The following is an 18,013-nucleotide window of genomic DNA, read 5'->3' on the forward strand; positions in this document are numbered from 1 at the left end:
TGCTTTTAGATTAGTACAAGTATATCAAATTTCCATGTTTTTGTGGTAAAATAAGATGATATACAAGAAGGATATAACTATGAAACCAGAAACTTTTTACTCACTACTTGATCAACAGAATATTAATCTTACTGACCAGCAAAAATTTCAATTTGAGTGCTATTTCGAACTCTTAGTCGAGTGGAACCAAAAAATCAACCTGACTGCCATTACTGAAAAGGAAGAGGTTTACCTTAAACACTTTTATGATTCCATCGCTCCTATCCTACAAGGGTTGATAGAAAACCAAGAAATTAAGTTACTTGATATTGGCGCTGGTGCAGGATTCCCAAGTCTCCCTATGAAGATTCTCTACCCTCAGCTAGATGTGACCATCATTGATTCACTCAATAAGCGGATTAACTTTCTTCAGCTTTTAGCCGAGGAGCTTAATCTAGAAGGTGTTCATTTCTACCATGGACGCGCCGAAGACTTTGCCCAAGACAAGAACTTCCGTGCCCAATTCGATATTGTGACAGCTCGTGCAGTTGCTCGCATGCAAGTTCTCTCAGAGTTAACCATTCCCTACCTTAAAGTTGGTGGAAAACTTTTGGCACTTAAGGCCAGTAATGCCCCTGAGGAATTGACAGAAGCAAAAAATGCTCTCAACCTTCTCTTTAGTAAGGTTGAAGATAACATCAGCTACACACTTCCTAATGGAGACCCTCGCTACATCACCATTGTAGAAAAGAAAAAAGAAACTCCAAACAAATATCCACGTAAGGCTGGTATGCCCAACAAACGACCACTTTAATTGTTTTATTTAAACTGAGTCAGCATCAACTTCGTGTCTTTGTTTCTTGGCTTGGAAAAAATGATTTACAAAATCATGCCTCGCTCTCTTGTTTCAAGGCTCGGGAAAAAATGATTTACAAAATCATTTTTTTCTGCTATACTATCACAAGCAAAGGTTTTTAATGTCATCCCGTGAGGTGACGAAGACGCAGATATATATGAAATTTTTAAATATTGGGATAACCATGTTTTAAAGGTGTCTTACTCTGAGAGCCTATTGCTGTAAAATAATGGGCTCTTTTTTGATGCCCAAAAAGTGAGGTATTTATGAAACAAGAATCAACTGTTGATTTGTTACTCGACGTTGACCAACGTCCTTCTTTTGGTAAGGGAATTCTACTCAGCTTCCAGCACGTTTTTGCCATGTTTGGTGCTACCATCTTGGTGCCACTGATTTTGGGAATGCCTGTATCTGTTGCCCTTTTTGCATCAGGTGTCGGAACACTGATTTATATGGTATCTACTGGCTTTAAAGTTCCGGTCTATCTCGGTTCTTCTTTTGCCTTCATCACTGCAATGTCTCTTGCTATGAAGGAAATGGGTGGCGATGTTTCTGCCGCTCAAACAGGGGTTATCTTAACTGGTTTAATCTACGTTCTTGTTTCAACTAGCATCCGCTTTGCTGGTACAAAATGGATTGACAAACTTTTACCACCAATCGTTATCGGACCTATGATTATCGTAATTGGTCTTGGTCTTGCAGGTTCAGCTGTAACAAATGCTGGTCTTGTTGCTGATGGCAACTGGAAAAATGCTCTTGTAGCTGTAGTTACCTTCCTCATCGCTGCCTTTATCAATACAAAAGGAAAAGGGTTTCTTCGTATCATTCCTTTCTTATTTGCCATTATCGGTGGATATATCTTTGCAGTCTTTCTTGGTCTAGTAGACTTCACACCTGTTCTTCAAGCTAACTGGTTCGAAATTCCAGGCTTCTACCTACCATTTAGCACAGGTGGTGCCTTCAAAGAATACAACCTTTACTTCGGTCCAGAGACAATCGCAATCTTACCAATCGCGATCGTAACAATCTCAGAACACATTGGAGACCACACGGTCTTGAGCCAAATCTGTGGTCGTCAATTCTTGAAAGAACCAGGTCTTCACCGTACCCTTCTTGGTGACGGTATCGCAACATCTGTATCTGCCTTCCTTGGTGGTCCTGCTAATACTACCTACGGTGAAAATACAGGGGTGATCGGTATGACTCGTATCGCTTCTGTCTCAGTTATCCGTAACGCAGCCTTTATCGCAATTGCCCTTAGCTTCCTTGGTAAATTTACTGCTTTGATTTCTACAATCCCTAGCGCCGTACTTGGTGGTATGTCAATCCTTCTTTATGGGGTTATCGCCAGCAATGGTTTGAAAGTTTTGATCAAGGAACGTGTAGACTTTGGTCAAATGCGTAATCTTATCATCGCAAGTGCCATGTTGGTACTTGGACTTGGTGGAGCAATCCTTAAACTTGGTCCAGTTACACTTTCAGGTACTGCCCTATCAGCAATGACAGGTATCATTCTGAACTTGATCTTGCCATACGAAAATAAAGACTAATGTAAAAAAATAAAATCCACTCTCTTGAGTGGATTTTTTATATTCAATACTAACTTTTTGATAAGGTAACAAAACATCTACGCTGATTTCTTTCTCTTTTCTAGCATTAAATCCTTTAAAGAAATAATAGTCACAGCCAATAAAATCATTGCCATACCAAGAAAATCTACAAGATAAAAAACATCTCCCATAATCATGAAGGCAAAAAATACCGCAGAGATTGGCTCAATAGAGGCCAAGAGACTAGATTTGACTGGCCCAACCATACTTGCCCCCTTAAGAAAGGCCGTGTAGGCAAAAACAGTCCCGATGAGAATAATTCCAGCAAACGCTAAGAAAATATCAAATGACATAGGAATACTGGCGCTGATAATCCCTGTAAATGGCACTGCTACCAACCCAGAGATGGTCATACCGACACCAATAACCAAAATGCTCCCCCATTTTTGAATGAGCTTAATGGGTAAAATGATATAAAGAGCATAGGTTAAAGCAGAGAACAAGCCCCAAAAGAGACCTGCTGGTGTCATAGAGAGCTGATCCATTTGACCGTGAGTCGCAATTAAAAAGGTTCCACCTATTGCTAAAATCATAGAAAGGATTTCGGCTATAGTAGGTGCTACCTTATCCTTTATACATGTGTAAGCCAAGATTCCAACAGGACAGACATACTGAAGCACCGTCGCTGTACCTGCATTTGTCTCCTGAATAGCCGATAAATAAGCCAATTGATTCAGAAAGAGGCCAAATAAAGAAAATAGTAAGAGAGAAAACAGACTTGATTTATCTTTTAGAAAAGCCAAAAATTGTTCCTTAGACTTTATATAGGACAAGAGAACTAAAAGCAAACCTGCAACAATCAAACGGATATTAGTTAGGACTAGAGCCGATATCCCATGAACCATTAGGTACTGACCACTGGTCCCAGACAAGCCCCAAGCAATACCAGCAATCACTGTAAAAAGAGTTCCTTTAAGAGCTTTTGACATGCTTCCTCCCTAGTCTGCTTCACGAATTAGGTCCATGACCTGATTACGGTCTAGGATCCACTGGGCACGCTCGTCTTTTTCGTAGGTTCTATTGGACAAGAAAATCGCAGCTTCCTGCTTCTTACGATTCCACATGATAAAGGTTCCAGTATAGCCTGTATGGTCTAGCCAATCACCTTCAAGATTCCAGGCCAAGGAGCGTTCCTTATCACTCAAATCTGAAAAATTCTGGCTTAATCCGTCAGCAAAATCATCCTGTAAATAATGCTCAAGGAAGATTTTTAAATCCTTCACAGTTGAAAACAAGCCTGCACTTCCAGCATGTTTACCTAGTAAACGTGCCTTAGGATCATGCACCACTCCTGCTTTCTGTCCCCGAACTGTAGGAACAGCACTGCTAACTGGTCCAAACTGAGTTTCCTTCATCTTCCATGGATCCAAAACTTGCTCTTGTAAAATCTGTTCTAAATCTTTTTCAAAGTAGTTCTCTAGGAGAAAACCGAGCAAGAGAAAGTGCACATCCGAGTAGAGAAAGGCTCTCTTCTCTCGTCGATTCAAATGAAACATAGCTTCTTTCAATTCTTCTGCATTCAACTGGTCTCTATTGATAATAAACGGGTCCAAGTCCGTAGAATGTGTGAGGAGTTGACGAATAGTGATATCTGGATAATCCGCCTCTGGAAGATAGGTCTTTATGGATTGATTGATCTCAATCTTGCCTTGTTTCCACAAGAAGGTTAAGACAGTTCCAACTCCAACAACTTTGCTCACACTTGCCAAATCATAGACTAAACCTTGACAAGTCTGCTCTCCAATTTCTGGATTTGCTTCTCCGAGGTAGCAATCAGACCATTCACCATCCCGATAATACGCAAAAGAGGCACCAGGATAAATCCCTGCCTCAATTTGTTGCTCTATTTTTTGAATGATTTCTTGTTTCATACTTCTTCAAACCACAATTCGATATTGTTGGCATCCTTGGTTAGGAAAAACTTCTCAGACTTAGGAATAAAGTAACCTGCAGTTTCAAAACGTTGACGGAGACTAGCCAATTCAAGTTCTTTTACCTGGAATTTCAACATAGACAAATCCCAAGTTACATTATTTTCAACAAGCAAATCACTACCTTGGGCTTGTTTAAAAGTTATGCTAGTTTCGATTTCCTCTTTTTCAAGCAGGCTCGTCGTTTCAGCAGGCAAGTTAATTTCTGCTGAAATATCAAACGCTGTTAAATATTGCAGTTTCTCATCTTTTGTGAAAGTAACAGTTTCATCAAACTTTCTCAAATCTTTGATGTCATCTTCTGAATGGATTAGGACAAGATCCCCTTCTGGTGAAAAGATTTCAAAAGCATATCCCTTGTTTCCTTTATAGAGTTGAGGAAGTTTTTCCATTCTAGCTAGCAGTGCTTCAACCTCGGATGGATTCGCTACTTTTACAATCAATCTAGCTAATTTTTTGATCCCTTCAACCTTACGGCTTCTCATACTTGGTGATTCTTCTAAAACCAATTTTTCAATGCCTGACTGGTCTCCTAGCGATAAGAAAGCAGACTCTTCAAGCAAGGGTTTCATACCCAAGGTTTGGATATAAAACAATTCATTTAATCTTCTATTATTTATTTTAAGCGTCGGGATTATACGCACAATTTGATTTACATTCATAAATTCCTCCAACACATTTTATTTTAAAGGATTTTATTTCATTTTACAAGTTATTCAACTAAAAACTTTAACTATATTAACCTTTTTAGCACATGAAACTCCCTTCTAAATTAGAAGGGAGCCTATTGTATTTAGTAAACTAGTTATATCAATTCTTCCAAGAAAGTTCTGCTTGAAGACCGTAGTGATCACTGACCTGCGGACTTGCTTGGCCATCAAAAACTACCTGTAACTTTTCTACCTGAAGATCTTTTGTCGTAAAGACGTAATCAATTCGAAGCGGTTCTGTATTACCCTTCCAACCGTCAATTTCAGGTGGGACTGTATAGCTACCGCTTCTTTCTTGAGCAGCTTCATAGGCATCCTGTAAGCCTAGCGGACTAGTTAGGATAGCTTGATATCCTTCCTGACCTGCAGGGTTGTTAAAATCTCCTGCTAATAACAGAGGTTTATTCAACTCTTTTAAAACTGCTTCAAATCTTGTCCATTCCTCTTGGAATCCTTTATCCCACCAAGAGAGATGCACACTCGCAACTGCAAGCTCTTTACCTTCTACTACTGTTTCTACTAGTGCAACTCGACGAGTGTGATAATCAGTTGGATCATCTACATCTGAAACCAAAATCTCACGCGCCTCAATCGGTGTTTTAGATAGAATTGAAACTCCCTCATGATAACGGTCATATCCGATATGATTATAAGCCCATGTCCAATAATAGTCCAGTCCTTTTTCAGACAACTTCTCTACCAAAAGACGAACATAGTGGTCTTGGTGAATGGGTTCTGCTGAAGGTAACGGATTGTAAAGTCGTCCAGACTCTACTTGAGTTGATGTAATTTCTTGGTTGATTTCTTGAAAGCAAATCAAATCATAACTGTTTTCAAGTATATCTTGAAACAAGAGCTGAAATTTTTCTTCAGGATTTTTTTCCATCCAACTATGAGTATTGAGTGTTAAAAACTTCATGTTTTTCTCCTATAAACAAGAGGTTGGAAAACAGCTTCCAACCCCTTAGTGTATTACAATTCTACTTTTGCAACTGCTGTTTTAGCTGCAAGAGAACCGGTTTGTTCTAATTTAACTGACTTGATGGCATCTCCATTTGTAAAGACTACTACTGTTGTAGTTTCACGCTCAGCAGCCTGAATTGCTCCGAGGTCAGCTTTGACCAAGAGATCACCAGCAGCTACTGTTTGACCTTCTGAAACCACCACTTCAAATGGTTTTCCTTCAAGACTTACAGTATCAAGACCAATGTGGACAAGAACTTCAAGACCTGCTTCAGTTACAAGACCAAGAGCATGTTTAGTTGGGAAGACGCTTGATACAGTACCAGAAACTGGAGATACAATGTTTCCGTTTGCTGGTTCTACTGCAAATCCATCACCCATCATTTTTTGTGAAAAGACTGGATCCTTAACTTGTTCCAATTCAATGACTTGACCGTCAGCAACTGAATAAACTTCTTCAGTTACACCTTTGTAGACAACAGTATCTTTTTGAGCTGCTGCCATTTGACTTGGAAGAGTTTCAGGAATCACTTCTCCAGAATCAAGAATATCTTGGATATCTGATTTCAAAACGTCAGCTTTAGGTCCGTAGATAGCTTGGACACCTTGTCCTTTCATGACAAGTCCCATAGCTCCTTCAGATTTCCATTGTTCTTCTGTTCCAACTTTTTCTGCATCTTTTACAGTAACGCGAAGACGAGTCATACATGCGTCGACATCAACGATATTCGCACGTCCACCGAGAAGGTTGATGATATTAACTGCTTGAGAAGCTTCTGCAACTTTAGTTTCACCGGCAGCTGAAGATTCAGAAGAACCATCTGCATTTTCGTAGTTACCGTTACGTCCTGGAGTTGCATAGTTGAATTTTTGAATCATGAAGTTAGCAATGAAGTACATGATAACTGCAAATAGTGCTGTTACCCAGATAAAGTTAATGATATCCATACCAAGACCAGCATTGATAGCTAGTGGAGTACGAGTCAAGAATTCGATTGAACCGAATGAGTGCACACGAAGGTTCACAATATCAGCCATTGCAAAGGCAGCACCTTGAACAAGAGCGTAAACAAGGTAAAGAGGTGTTGCGATGAACATAAACATATACTCAATTGGTTCAGTTACCCCTGTCAAGAATGTTGCAAGAGCTGTTGCAATCATCATACCTTTGTATTGGTGTTTCTTATCTGGATCAACGTTACGGTAGATAGCCACAATTACACCCATCAAGATACCAAACGAACCAATCATTTGTCCAACTTTGAAACGAGCTGGATGTACTGTATCTAACAAGTGTTGGTATTGAGCCGCGTCAGTACCTTTAAGGTTTACAAGGTCAGTTACCCATGCAAGCCAAAGTGGATCTTGACCAAATACTTGAGTACCTTTTGCTGCACCAGTCATCACATCATAAGTACCACCAAGAGCTGTGTAGTTCATTGGGATTGTCAACATATGGTGAAGTCCAAATGGCAAGAGCAAGCGTTCCAAAGTACCATACAGGAATGGTGCTAGGACTGGAGCTGTTTCTTGAGAGTTAGCGATCCAGATACCAAAGCTGTTAATACCTGTTTGAACAAGTGGCCAGAAAATTGAAAGCAAGATTGCCGCAATTACTGAACGTAGAATAACTACAAACGGTACAAAACGTTTTCCGTTAAAGAATGAAAGTGCATCAGGAAGCTTACGGAAATTGTAGTATTTGTTAAAGGCAGTCGCCCCAATAAAACCAGAAATAATCCCTACGAAGACACCCATGTTCAATGCTGGAGCTTCAAACACACTGATGAAGTAATCAGAAACTTTGATAGAGTTACCAAAGATTGTTGAAACCATTGCATTAGGATCTTTCAACATATCACCACTAACACTAAAGATAGCACCAGTGATACGGTTGATCAAGATAAAGGCAAGTCCTGCTGCAAAGGCACCACCTGCACGTTCTTTAGCCCAGCTTCCTCCGATAGCTAGAGCAAATAAAATGTGAAGGTTAACGATAACTCCCCAACCGATTTGCTCAAGGATTCCACCTGTAATAACAAGTGGGGCAAAGTTAGGATTAATCATTGCAAGCGTCTTACCGATTGAAATCATCAAACCAGCCGCTGGCATAACAGCGATAACCACCATTAGAGCCTTACCGAATTTTTGCCAAAACTCGAAAGACAAAACATTTTTGAATGTATCTTTCATCATTCAAATCTCCTTATTTTTATTTTAATGCAAACGATTTACGAAAACGTTTGCACCATTAACACCTCTATTATACCACTTTAATTTTTTTTGTAAAGGATTTATATAAAATTTTTTCATTTTAAAAATTTCTTACTTCTCTTCAATTGTTTACTAACTTTGAGTTTACTGGGGTTTTCTGATATAATGTTAGCTATGAAATCCTATAATACCTTGAATGATTATTATCGAAATTTATTCGGAGAAAAAACTTTCAAAGTTCCTATCGATGCCGGATTTGATTGTCCCAATCGTGATGGTACAGTAGCTCATGGAGGTTGTACTTTCTGTACGGTTTCTGGATCTGGTGATGCTATTGTTGCGCCTGATGCTCCTATTCGTGAGCAATTTTATAAAGAAATTGACTTTATGCACCGCAAATGGCCAGATGTAAAAAAATATCTAGTCTATTTCCAAAACTTTACTAATACTCATGAAAAGCTCGAAGTGATTCGTGAACGCTATGAACAAGCTATTAATGAACCCGGTGTTGTTGGAATCAATATTGGTACACGACCAGATTGCCTGCCTGATGAGACTATCGAATACTTGGCAGAACTATCAGAACGAATGCATGTTACTGTAGAGTTAGGTTTACAAACAACCTATGAGGAAACTTCTGAATTGATTAACCGTGCCCACTCCTATGAACTCTACGTGGAAACGGTTAAGCGCTTGAGAAAATATCCAAAGATTGAGATTGTAGCCCATTTAATTAATGGTTTGCCAGGTGAAACTCATGACATGATGGTGGAAAATGTTCGTCGTTGTGTGACTGATAATGATATTCAAGGGATTAAACTTCACCTACTTCACCTTATGACAAATACTCGGATGCAACGTGATTATCACGAGGGTAGACTGCAGCTTATGAGTCAAGATGACTATGTGAAAGTTATCTGTGACCAACTAGAAATTATTCCTAAACATATAGTCATCCATAGGATTACGGGTGATGCGCCTAGAGATATGTTGATTGGTCCTATGTGGAGTCTCAATAAATGGGAAGTTCTAAATAGCATAGAAGCTGAAATGAGACGTCGAGGTAGTGTCCAAGGATGCAAGGCTGTAAAACAGGAGTTTATGAATGAAAAGACCACTTGAATTGGCGCATGATTTTCTTGCCCAAGTTATCACAAAAGATGATGTTGTTGTAGATGCAACAATGGGAAATGGACATGATACACTTTTCCTTGCCAAATTAGCTAAACAAGTCTACGCTTTTGATATACAAGAACAAGCTCTTGAAAAAACAAGTCAACGTCTACAAGAAGCCGGTTTGACCAATGTCGAGTTACTTCTACAAGGTCATGAAACCGTAGATCAGTTTGTAACTGAGGTGAAAGCAGCCATCTTTAATCTTGGTTATCTTCCTACTGCCGATAAGTCTATCATTACTAAACCTCACACAACCATTGAGGCACTTGAAAAACTCTGTCAGATGCTCGTTAAAGGCGGACGAATAGCCATCATGATTTATTACGGGCATGAAGGCGGAGATATAGAACGGGATGCAGTTATGGATTATGTTAGTCAGTTACCGCAACAAGAATATACTGCAACTATCTATCGCACCCTCAACCAAATCAACAATCCACCATTTTTAGTTATGATTGAGAAATTAGAAAGGTATCGACATGGATAAACAATACCTAAAAGATAAAATCGAAGCTCTTCGTCACAATTTTGTCGAGTCAACCCAACATGAACGTGCAGTTGGTATTTTGGATGAAGCACATATGAGTAAAAAAATGCTGAAAATCAAGAAGAAAATGATTTCACTTGAAATGGAGCGTTGTCAGAAAAAAATAGAACATAAGGATTGCTCAAAGATTGATCAAAAAATCCAAGAACAAAAGGAACTTTTTGAAAATTGTCGTAAACAAAAATAGGGAGGTGGAAAATGAATTTACTTTTTTATCTCTTAGTATTTTTACTAGTTCTTATTGTTTCTAGTACGACCAATAAGCTTCTGCCCTTTTTACCCATGCCTCTGATTCAAATTTTGTTAGGGATTGGAATTGGACTTTGTTTACCCAACAACCAATATCATTTAGATACTGAGTTATTCTTAGCTTTAGTCATTGGCCCACTACTATTCCGAGAGGCTCAAGAAGCAGACATTATTTCTATCCTAAAACACTGGCGGATTGTCCTCTACTTGATTTTCCCAGTTATCTTTATATCAGCGCTGAGCATGGGGGGACTCGCCCATGTCCTTTGGGCTAGCCTACCATTAGCCGCCTGCGTAGCAGTTGGTGCTGCTTTAGGTCCTACTGACCTAGTAGCCTTCGCATCCCTTTCTCAACGTTTTCCCTTTCCGAAACGGGTTTCTAATATCCTAAAGGGGGAAGGTCTTCTGAATGATGCTTCTGGACTAGTAGCCTTTCGAGTGGCTCTCATCGCTTGGACAACAGGAACATTCTCCCTTACCCAAGCCGGAACTTCATTAGCCATTTCCATCGTTGGAGGATTTGCAGTCGGCTTGATAACAGCCCTAATCAATCGTTTCCTTCATACCTTTCTACTCAGCGTCCGTGCAACAGATATCGCAAGTGAGCTCTTATTGGAACTTAGTTTACCTCTCTTGACTTTTTTCATAGCCGAAGAAATTCATGTTTCAGGCATCATCGCCGTTGTTGTTGCTGGGATTCTGAAAGCCAGTCGTTTCAAAAAAATAAATCTCCTTGAAGCACAAGTTGATACAGTTACTGAGACTGTTTGGCAGACTGTAACCTTTATGCTCAATGGTTCAGTCTTTGTCATTCTTGGGATGGAACTGGAAATGATCGCGGAACCAATTCTTAAGAGTGCATTTTACAACAAAGTTCTTCTCTTACTCAGCGTTTTCCTCTTGACCTTCCTACTTTTTGCTATCCGCTTTGTCATGATCTATGGATTTTACGCATTTCGGATTAAGAAGCTTCATAAAAGTTTAGACAAATATGTCAAAGACATGCTCCTCCTTACCTTTTCTGGCGTTAAGGGAACTGTATCCATTGCCACTATCCTTTTGATACCGTCTAATCTGGAACAAGAATACCCTCTTCTTCTCTTCCTCGTAGCTGGTGTAACCCTAGTAAGTTTCCTGACGGGATTACTAGTACTTCCACACCTTTCTGAAGAGAAAGAACCATCTAAGGATCAGCTCATGCACATCGCTATCTTAAACGATGTCGCCATGGAGTTGGAGAAGGATTTAGAGAACACAAAAAACAAGGTTCCACTCTATGCGGCTATTGACAATTATCATGGACGTATTGAAAATCTTATTCTTAGTCAAGAAAACAAAGAAATTCAGGAAGACTGGGAAGCTCTTAAACTCTTGATTCTCAGTGTTGAAAGCGATGGCTTGGAACAAGCCTATGACGAAGGAAAGATTGGAGATCGTGCTTATCGTGTCTACCAACGCTACTTGAAAAGCATGGAGAAAAATATTAAGCGAAACTTTGCTTCTCGACTAACCTACTACTTCCTTGTCTCCATACGCATTCTTCGTTTTCTACTTCATGAATTGCTCACATTTGGGAAAACATTCCGTTCATGGAAAGACAAGGAAAAACAGCGACTTCTTGCCATTGATTATGACCAGATTGCAGAACTCTACCTAGCTAATACAGAAATTATCATCGAGAGTTTGGAAAACCTCAAAGGGATTTATAAGAGTTCCTTGATTAGCTTCATGCAGGAATCTCGTCTTCGCGAAACCAGTCATATTACGAGTGGTGCCTTTGTGGAACGGGTTATCAATCGTATCAAACCCAATAACATTGATGAAATGCTTAGAGGATACTACCTTGAACGTAAGTGTATCTTTGAATACGAAGCTCAAAAACTCATCTCAGCTCAATATGCCAAAAAGCTACGCCAAAATGTCAATAATTTAGAAACTTATTCCTTAAAAGAATCTGCTAATACCTTACCTTATGATATGATGGAATTAGTTCGAAGAAATTAAAATCTATAGAAAACAAGAGAAAAACTGGAGGATTGTAACATGAAAAAGTTGTGGAAACAGCTGACTGATAGACCCTTATTAAAAGCTTTTTTGCACTACTATCAAGCCTCCGATAGTGAGTTAACTAGCGTTGCTGTTGCCTACTATTGGTTGATTTCAATCTTCCCTTTACTCATGATAGTGGTCAATATCTTACCCTACTTTCAAATTCCCATCTCAAACTTTCTATTAACAATCAAGGAATTTTTACCAGATACAATCTATGAAGTTGTTGCAAAAATTGTCCGAGAAGTTCTGACTCAACCATCAACAGGTTTACTAAGTTTTGCTATCTTATCAGCTCTTTGGACTTTCTCCAAATCCATGGATTTTCTTCAGAAGGCCTTTAATAAAGCCTATGGAGTTGCAAAAAATAGAGGAATTATCTCACACCAGCTGATGAGTCTCTTGGTTAGCTTTGGCCTTCAAATTCTCTTTGCCCTTGCCTTATTCCTCAGTATGTTCGGCCATATGTTATTGGACCTGCTTAAAAACTACTGGAAATCCGAGAGTGCTCTATTTTCTTATCTACAGGATTTTACAGGACCGCTGATCTATGCCTTTCTTTTTGCTACCGTGATTATGCTCTATTATTTCCTACCAAATGTTAAAGTAAGTCGGATTCGATACGTCATACCTGGAAGTCTCTTTGTACTAGTTACCACTATTGCTTTATTAAACATCTTTGCAGCTTATTTCAACAATTATGTCAATTATCTCGTTGACGTCAGATTTTTCAGTTCTATCGTCGTTGTTGTGATGATGTTTTGGTTCATTATCATTGCCAAGATATTAATTATCGGTGCTGTCCTCAATGCTAGCGTTCAAAGTTTGAAGGATCCAGACTTTAAAGCAAATCAATAATTTTTTATCGATTAATACTCAATGAAAATCAAAGAGCAAACTAGGAAGCGAGCCGCAGGCTATACTTGAGTACGGCAAGGCGAAGCTGACGTAGTTTGAAGAGATTTTCGAAGAGTATAAACAAATCAATCCCCCAGTCATTTGATACTGGGGGATTTTTGAATTTCCTACTTTATTGTCCACTCGTTAGGGCTTGCAACTCTGTTTTTAGATACTGAGCCAAGTGTTGGTGGGCAAAAATATTGGCATTCTTTTCTGCGGTAGGATTGTAGTTGGTGTTGGTATTTACATCATAGACATAAATGTCTCCACTCTCTGATTGAACCCATTCAATCGCCGCAACTTCAATCTGAGCATTTTTCAAGAAATTCTCATAAGCTTCTCTCCGGTCATCTGGTAGAGGTTCTGTAATCTGGAATTTTTCAGACGTTTCTAGTTGCTCTGGTCTCTTGCCGATTTGGCAACCATCTGCTGGACACAGTTGGAATCCATCTGAAGAATCAATCGAAACAGTATAGAGAAACTTCTGATTGATGAACTCTGAACGGCGGATACGTCCATCACTTGGCTTGATGTAAGCTTGTAACAAGGTAATCCCGTCCACTGATGGTTCAAAGAGGGGACTATTGACGTAAGCTGCCAGTTCCTCTTCATTTTGGAAGAGTTGAACGCCTAATCCCTTACCTGCACGATTGTGCTTGGTAATCAAAGGATAAATGTTTAATTTTCTTGCTGCTTCAATAATATTCTCTTGCCCTAAAACCGCAACTGTTGCAGGAGTCTCGATACCAGATTCGTTTAACTTCAAATATTGTTTGATTTTACTAATTTCAAGGTTAATAGCACCGGTACCATTCACAACTTTGCGTCCGTGTGCTTCTAACCAAGTAATCACTTGCTCTGTAAATTCTGGCGCATATCGATGTCCTCTTGTGTGAGAAGAGGCAGACATACGATTGTAAAAGATACCTTGCGGCGGTGGGCTTTGCAAATCTAAAATCCCACTAGACAAATCCCATAGTTCATAAGGGACTTCTAATTCTTCCAACCATTTCACTAAATGTTGAGTCCATTCTAGATTCTCATGAATCACATAAACTTTTGCTTCACTCATTATTCATATCTCCTTAAGAAAAGCTGACTGATAATTGGCTTTCCTTTTCTTCCTCTAAAATATATCCTTCTGTTTTTTCGATAACGCTAACTGTTAAGATTTGACCCAAAACATTGATCATGGTACGGCCCGCATTGACAAAGAAATCAACTGCAAAAATCAAGGCCACTCCTTCAACTGGCAATCCCAATTGAGGTGCTGCAGCTAATAAAACTACGATAGCTCCTGATGGCACAGTTGCTGCAGTTTTTCCAATTAAAGTCAAGAGTAAAACAGTAAACAAGAGACTTGATAATGAAAATTGAATGCCATAGGCATGGGCGATAAAAATAGTTGCTACTGAGAAATAAACTGCTGCTCCTTCTAAGTTAAAAGTATATCCTAAAGGAACAACTAAATCAATCGTGTGCTCATCATGCCCCTGTTTTTTCAAATCTTTAAGAAGTGATGGTAAGACCACACTAGAACTTCCAGTAACAAAGGCCAGAGTCAAGAGACTCCAATTTTCACGAAAGGCTGATAAATAAGGTACTTTAAAGAAGACGGCAATCAAAGGGAAAATAAGGAGAACCAAAACAGCATAAGCCAGATAAGTTCCAATGACAAACTGGCCAAGCCCAATCAACTTGTCGATACCCGTAGTTGCAACATCTTTAGCGATAAATCCAAAAATTCCAATCGGTGATAGTTTGATAATTACTGCAACAATCTTGTAAATGGCTTCAATCCAGATTTGGAAACCTTCGATAATTTTCTGAGATTTATCAGACTTAAGATTCCCAATTCCGTAACCAAGAAAGATGGCAAAAACGATAATTGGCAATAGAGCGCCATCTGAAAGAGATTTAACGATATTTGATGGAATGAAACCAAGCAAAAATTCGCTGAACTTGACATTGTTAGCAATCCCATCAAGGTTTCCACCAGTTTGACCGATATTCACTCCTTGACCAAATCCTAAATAGTAACTAGCAAATACAAACAAAAGAGTAATGGCAGTTGTTACAGCAAAAAAGTAAACCAAGCTCTTGGTCAAGATTTTTCCGAAAGATTTTTTTCCGATAACTCCAGCTACTGCAACAACGATGGTTGGGAAGATTAGCGGAATGATAACCATATTGATCAATTTAATAAAGGCTTGACCTAAAAATTGATAAAAGCCTGCAAATTGTGGCCAGATAAGGGCAGCGATAACACCCAAGACCAAAGCCACCAATAATTGAATGCCTAGTGAGAGTTTTGACCATAAAGTAACTAATTTCATAAGAAACTCCTTTGTTTTATTTGCTACTCATTCTACTACTATTCTTCTCTCCTGACTAATATATATTTTTTATTGTCACCATAAAAAAGATTTATCATGAAGGTTCAAACTACTCCAACTTTACAAAGTAAATCACATTGACGTTTGAAATAGTATAAAAAATCAGTTTCTAAACAAAAATTTTTAGAAAAACACTGTTAAATCAAGGAATATGCTTTCCTTTTATTCAAATTTTATGATACAATATTGTTATGATTTTAATGAAACTCGCTTCCGTCTTGCTTTTGGTACTAACCTTGGCTTTGGCTATTATCTTTAGTAGATTTTTTAAGTTAAAGAAAAAGGGGATTAACTTTGCAGATTTGGCTTTTCCTTTTCTGATTTTTGAATACTATTTAATCAGTGCAAAGGTTTTTACCCATAATCAACTTCCCATTTTGGGGGCAGCCCTATCTTTGCTAGCTATTATTCTAGCTTTTTTCTTCCTGAGCAAAAAACGCAGCTTTTATTATCCAAAATTCCTTAAATTCTTTTGGAGAGCTGGATTTCTACTCACATTGCTCATCTACATCGTTATGATTATTCAAATCTTCATGATGAAATAAAAAAAAATCATGCCAGCACCTCAACAGTTGGCGACTAGTTCTTCCACATGAGGTGCTTTTCTAATGACATTTTAAAAAGAGATTATTAAAAAAATAGGAGATCAAACAAGTGAAAAAAACGCTCTTGGCAAGTGCCATCACGCTTACTTACCTAGGAATCACAACAAACCCAGCTTTAGCTGAAGAAAGTAAAGTACAAACTACTTCAGCAGAAACAACGCAACAGCCTACAACGGCTAACAAGGTTGAAACGAAGGAAGCAGTTCCTTCTACTGAAGCAAGTTCAAGCGTACCAACAACTTCTACAACAAATCCAAGTGAAACTCCAGCTAAGAAAGAAGATAAGGCTCCAGAAGTTCAAAAAGAAGGTTGGGTATTAGAGGAAAATATCTGGCGTTTCTATGAAAACAATGCCCCTGTTCTAAACTGGAAAAAAATCCACGGAAAATGGTACTACTTCAACAAAGATGGTATCATGCTGAGTGATACTATTTTTGATGGATATATCCTGACTAGTAGCGGGGCCATGGTCGATTCTGGTTGGAGTAAACTCCAAGAAAAATGGTATTATGCTAACGCTTATGGAAAAATTTCTCAACAAAAATGGGAAAAAATCGGTGGTGTCTGGTACTATTTTGATCAAGATGGTGTCATGCTCAGCAACACGATTTTTGACGACTATCTGTTTACCAATAGTGGTGCCATGGCTGAGAGTTCTTGGGTCAAGCAAGATGGACAATGGTACTATGCACTTGCTTCTGGTAAATTAATCAAAAACAAGTGGGATAAAATCAGTGGTACCTGGTACTACTTTAACAAAGATGCTACTATGGCAAGTAACCAATGGCAAGGTAGCTATTACCTAAAAGCTAGCGGTGCTATGGCTGAAAAAGAATGGATTTTCGATAAAAACTATGATAGCTGGTTCTACTTGAAATCTGGTGGTGTTTACGCAGAACGTGAATGGATTGGTTCTTACTACCTCAAGGCAGGTGGCTACATGGCTAAGAGCGAATGGATTGACGATAGCTACTATAAAGCCCGCTACTATGTGGATGAAAATGGAGTCTATGTTACAGGGACTCATAAAATCGATGGACAAACCCATCAATTCCAAAGCAATGGGAAATGGATTGGTGAAACTTCTGTAAGTCGTGGTTTTGAAAAGGGAAAATATAACAATATTATCTTCCTAGATCCAGGCCATGGTGGTAAAGATCCCGGTACATCTTATTATAACATCACCGAAAAAGAACTAAATATGCAAGTTTATCAAAAGCTTCGCAAGGAGCTTGAAGGCCTCGGCTATACTGTTCTTTCTTCGAGAGACAGTGATGTCTTTGTAGACTTTGTCACCGAACGTTCAAGAATGGTTAATAAGACTGACTCAGATATCTTTATTAGTATTCACTTCAATGCTAGTGGTAATCCAGCTTCAAATAGAGCTGGGATTCAGACTTATTCTTATGAAGAAGCTGCTGGTTATCCTTCTAAGATCAATCCTTACTGGCATAACCACCCTGACCGAATCAGTGAAAGCAATCGCCTCGCGGCAGATATTCACTCTTCACTACTAGCTGAAACAGGTGCTAAGGATGCTGGTCGTCTACGAAGTAGTTTTGCTGTCCTTCGAGAAACTGATAAACCAGCCGTTCTATTGGAATTGGGATATATTGACAATTTCAATGAAAACCAACAAGTTCGTAGTGATGCTTACCAAAATAGATTGGTTGCAGGTATTGTCAAAGGGATTCAAAAATATTACGCAGGTAAATAAAGTAAAAGTCTCGAGAAAGCTCGAGACTTTTTGTGTATAAGAATTCTGAATGAAAATATTTTTTTAAAAATTATAAATACTTGACAATATATACATATATGATACAATAAA

The 18,013-nt window shown here is 38.8% G+C and carries 16 protein-coding genes; 9 read left to right on the top strand and 7 right to left on the bottom strand.

Annotated elements, in window-relative coordinates; translation table 11 throughout:
- Window positions 1–79 precede the first annotated feature (79 nt).
- Both rsmG and QM859_RS03960 read left to right on the top strand, forming a co-directional pair.
- Window positions 80–793 (top strand): 16S rRNA (guanine(527)-N(7))-methyltransferase RsmG, encoded by a 714-nt coding sequence (gene rsmG, locus QM859_RS03955; protein WP_414262204.1) that lies wholly within the window; start codon window positions 80–82, stop codon window positions 791–793.
- A gap of 308 nt (window positions 794–1,101) precedes the next feature.
- Window positions 1,102–2,385: a uracil-xanthine permease family protein gene (locus QM859_RS03960; RefSeq protein WP_414262205.1), complete on the top strand. Its 1,284-nt coding sequence runs from the start codon at window positions 1,102–1,104 to the stop codon at window positions 2,383–2,385.
- A gap of 77 nt (window positions 2,386–2,462) precedes the next feature.
- On the opposite strand, the gene QM859_RS03965 is transcribed toward QM859_RS03960, so the two are convergent.
- The 5 genes from QM859_RS03965 to QM859_RS03985 all read right to left on the bottom strand — a co-directional run bounded on the left by QM859_RS03965 (window position 2,463) and on the right by QM859_RS03985 (window position 8,245).
- Window positions 2,463–3,374 (bottom strand): DMT family transporter, encoded by a 912-nt coding sequence (locus QM859_RS03965; protein WP_414262206.1) that lies wholly within the window; start codon window positions 3,372–3,374, stop codon window positions 2,463–2,465.
- Window positions 3,375–3,383: 9 nt separating this feature from the next.
- A complete protein-coding gene (locus QM859_RS03970) occupies window positions 3,384–4,316 on the bottom strand; it encodes a serine hydrolase domain-containing protein (protein WP_074324601.1) in 933 nt (310 codons plus the stop codon).
- Window positions 4,313–5,038: a CppA N-terminal domain-containing protein gene (locus tag QM859_RS03975; protein ID WP_074324602.1), complete on the bottom strand. Its 726-nt coding sequence runs from the start codon at window positions 5,036–5,038 to the stop codon at window positions 4,313–4,315. The genes QM859_RS03970 and QM859_RS03975 overlap by 4 nt, the downstream gene beginning before the upstream one ends.
- Before the next feature lie 148 nt (window positions 5,039–5,186).
- Entirely contained in the window at window positions 5,187–6,005 is an 819-nt protein-coding gene (locus QM859_RS03980) for an endonuclease/exonuclease/phosphatase family protein (RefSeq protein WP_414262207.1), read from the bottom strand.
- A gap of 53 nt (window positions 6,006–6,058) precedes the next feature.
- The gene (locus tag QM859_RS03985) at window positions 6,059–8,245 is read right to left on the bottom strand and encodes a PTS transporter subunit IIBC (RefSeq protein WP_414262208.1); all 2,187 of its coding nucleotides are present in this window, start codon (window positions 8,243–8,245) and stop codon (window positions 6,059–6,061) included.
- 183 nt (window positions 8,246–8,428) lie between these two features.
- On the opposite strand from QM859_RS03985, the gene mnmL reads away from it, so the two are divergent.
- From mnmL to QM859_RS04010, 5 genes are read left to right on the top strand one after another with little or no spacing between them, the layout of a single operon-like run.
- Window positions 8,429–9,385, top strand: a complete 957-nt coding sequence (gene mnmL, locus QM859_RS03990; RefSeq protein WP_100249491.1) for a tRNA modification radical SAM protein MnmL/YtqA — start codon at window positions 8,429–8,431, stop codon at window positions 9,383–9,385.
- Window positions 9,369–9,926, top strand: coding sequence for a tRNA 5-(aminomethyl)-2-thiouridylate-methyltransferase MnmM (gene mnmM / locus QM859_RS03995; protein WP_368910313.1), 558 nt, complete (start codon window positions 9,369–9,371; stop codon window positions 9,924–9,926). Before mnmL ends, mnmM begins: the two co-directional genes overlap by 17 nt.
- Window positions 9,919–10,173 (top strand): hypothetical protein, encoded by a 255-nt coding sequence (locus tag QM859_RS04000; protein ID WP_006148185.1) that lies wholly within the window; start codon window positions 9,919–9,921, stop codon window positions 10,171–10,173. The genes mnmM and QM859_RS04000 overlap by 8 nt, the downstream gene beginning before the upstream one ends.
- Window positions 10,174–10,184: 11 nt before the next feature.
- Window positions 10,185–12,239: a cation:proton antiporter gene (locus tag QM859_RS04005; RefSeq protein ID WP_414262209.1), complete on the top strand. Its 2,055-nt coding sequence runs from the start codon at window positions 10,185–10,187 to the stop codon at window positions 12,237–12,239.
- A 39-nt stretch (window positions 12,240–12,278) separates the two neighbouring features.
- Window positions 12,279–13,142 carry a YihY/virulence factor BrkB family protein gene (locus QM859_RS04010; protein WP_368910310.1) on the top strand — a complete coding sequence of 288 codons (864 nt, stop codon included), beginning with the start codon at window positions 12,279–12,281 and terminating at the stop codon, window positions 13,140–13,142.
- 172 nt (window positions 13,143–13,314) lie between these two features.
- Here QM859_RS04010 and QM859_RS04015 read toward each other — a convergent pair whose 3' ends face one another.
- Together QM859_RS04015 and QM859_RS04020 are read right to left on the bottom strand one after the other, a co-directional pair.
- Window positions 13,315–14,256 (bottom strand): ATP-grasp domain-containing protein, encoded by a 942-nt coding sequence (locus QM859_RS04015; RefSeq protein ID WP_368910309.1) that lies wholly within the window; start codon window positions 14,254–14,256, stop codon window positions 13,315–13,317.
- A gap of 13 nt (window positions 14,257–14,269) precedes the next feature.
- On the bottom strand, window positions 14,270–15,520 hold the full coding sequence (locus tag QM859_RS04020; RefSeq protein ID WP_414262210.1) for a dicarboxylate/amino acid:cation symporter: 1,251 nt from the start codon (window positions 15,518–15,520) through the stop codon (window positions 14,270–14,272).
- Between the two features lie 245 nt (window positions 15,521–15,765).
- Here QM859_RS04020 and QM859_RS04025 point away from each other — a divergent pair, with 245 nt between their 5' ends.
- Both QM859_RS04025 and QM859_RS04030 read left to right on the top strand, forming a co-directional pair.
- Complete coding sequence (locus QM859_RS04025) at window positions 15,766–16,125, top strand: DUF3397 domain-containing protein (protein ID WP_254724609.1); 360 nt, start codon at window positions 15,766–15,768, stop codon at window positions 16,123–16,125.
- 109 nt (window positions 16,126–16,234) lie between these two features.
- Entirely contained in the window at window positions 16,235–17,902 is a 1,668-nt protein-coding gene (locus QM859_RS04030; RefSeq protein ID WP_414262211.1) for an N-acetylmuramoyl-L-alanine amidase, read from the top strand.
- Window positions 17,903–18,013: the final 111 nt, after the last annotated feature.

Origin of the sequence: Streptococcus infantis (assembly GCF_047463175.1) — a bacterium.
Classification (GTDB): Bacteria; Bacillota; Bacilli; order Lactobacillales; family Streptococcaceae; genus Streptococcus; species Streptococcus infantis_AC.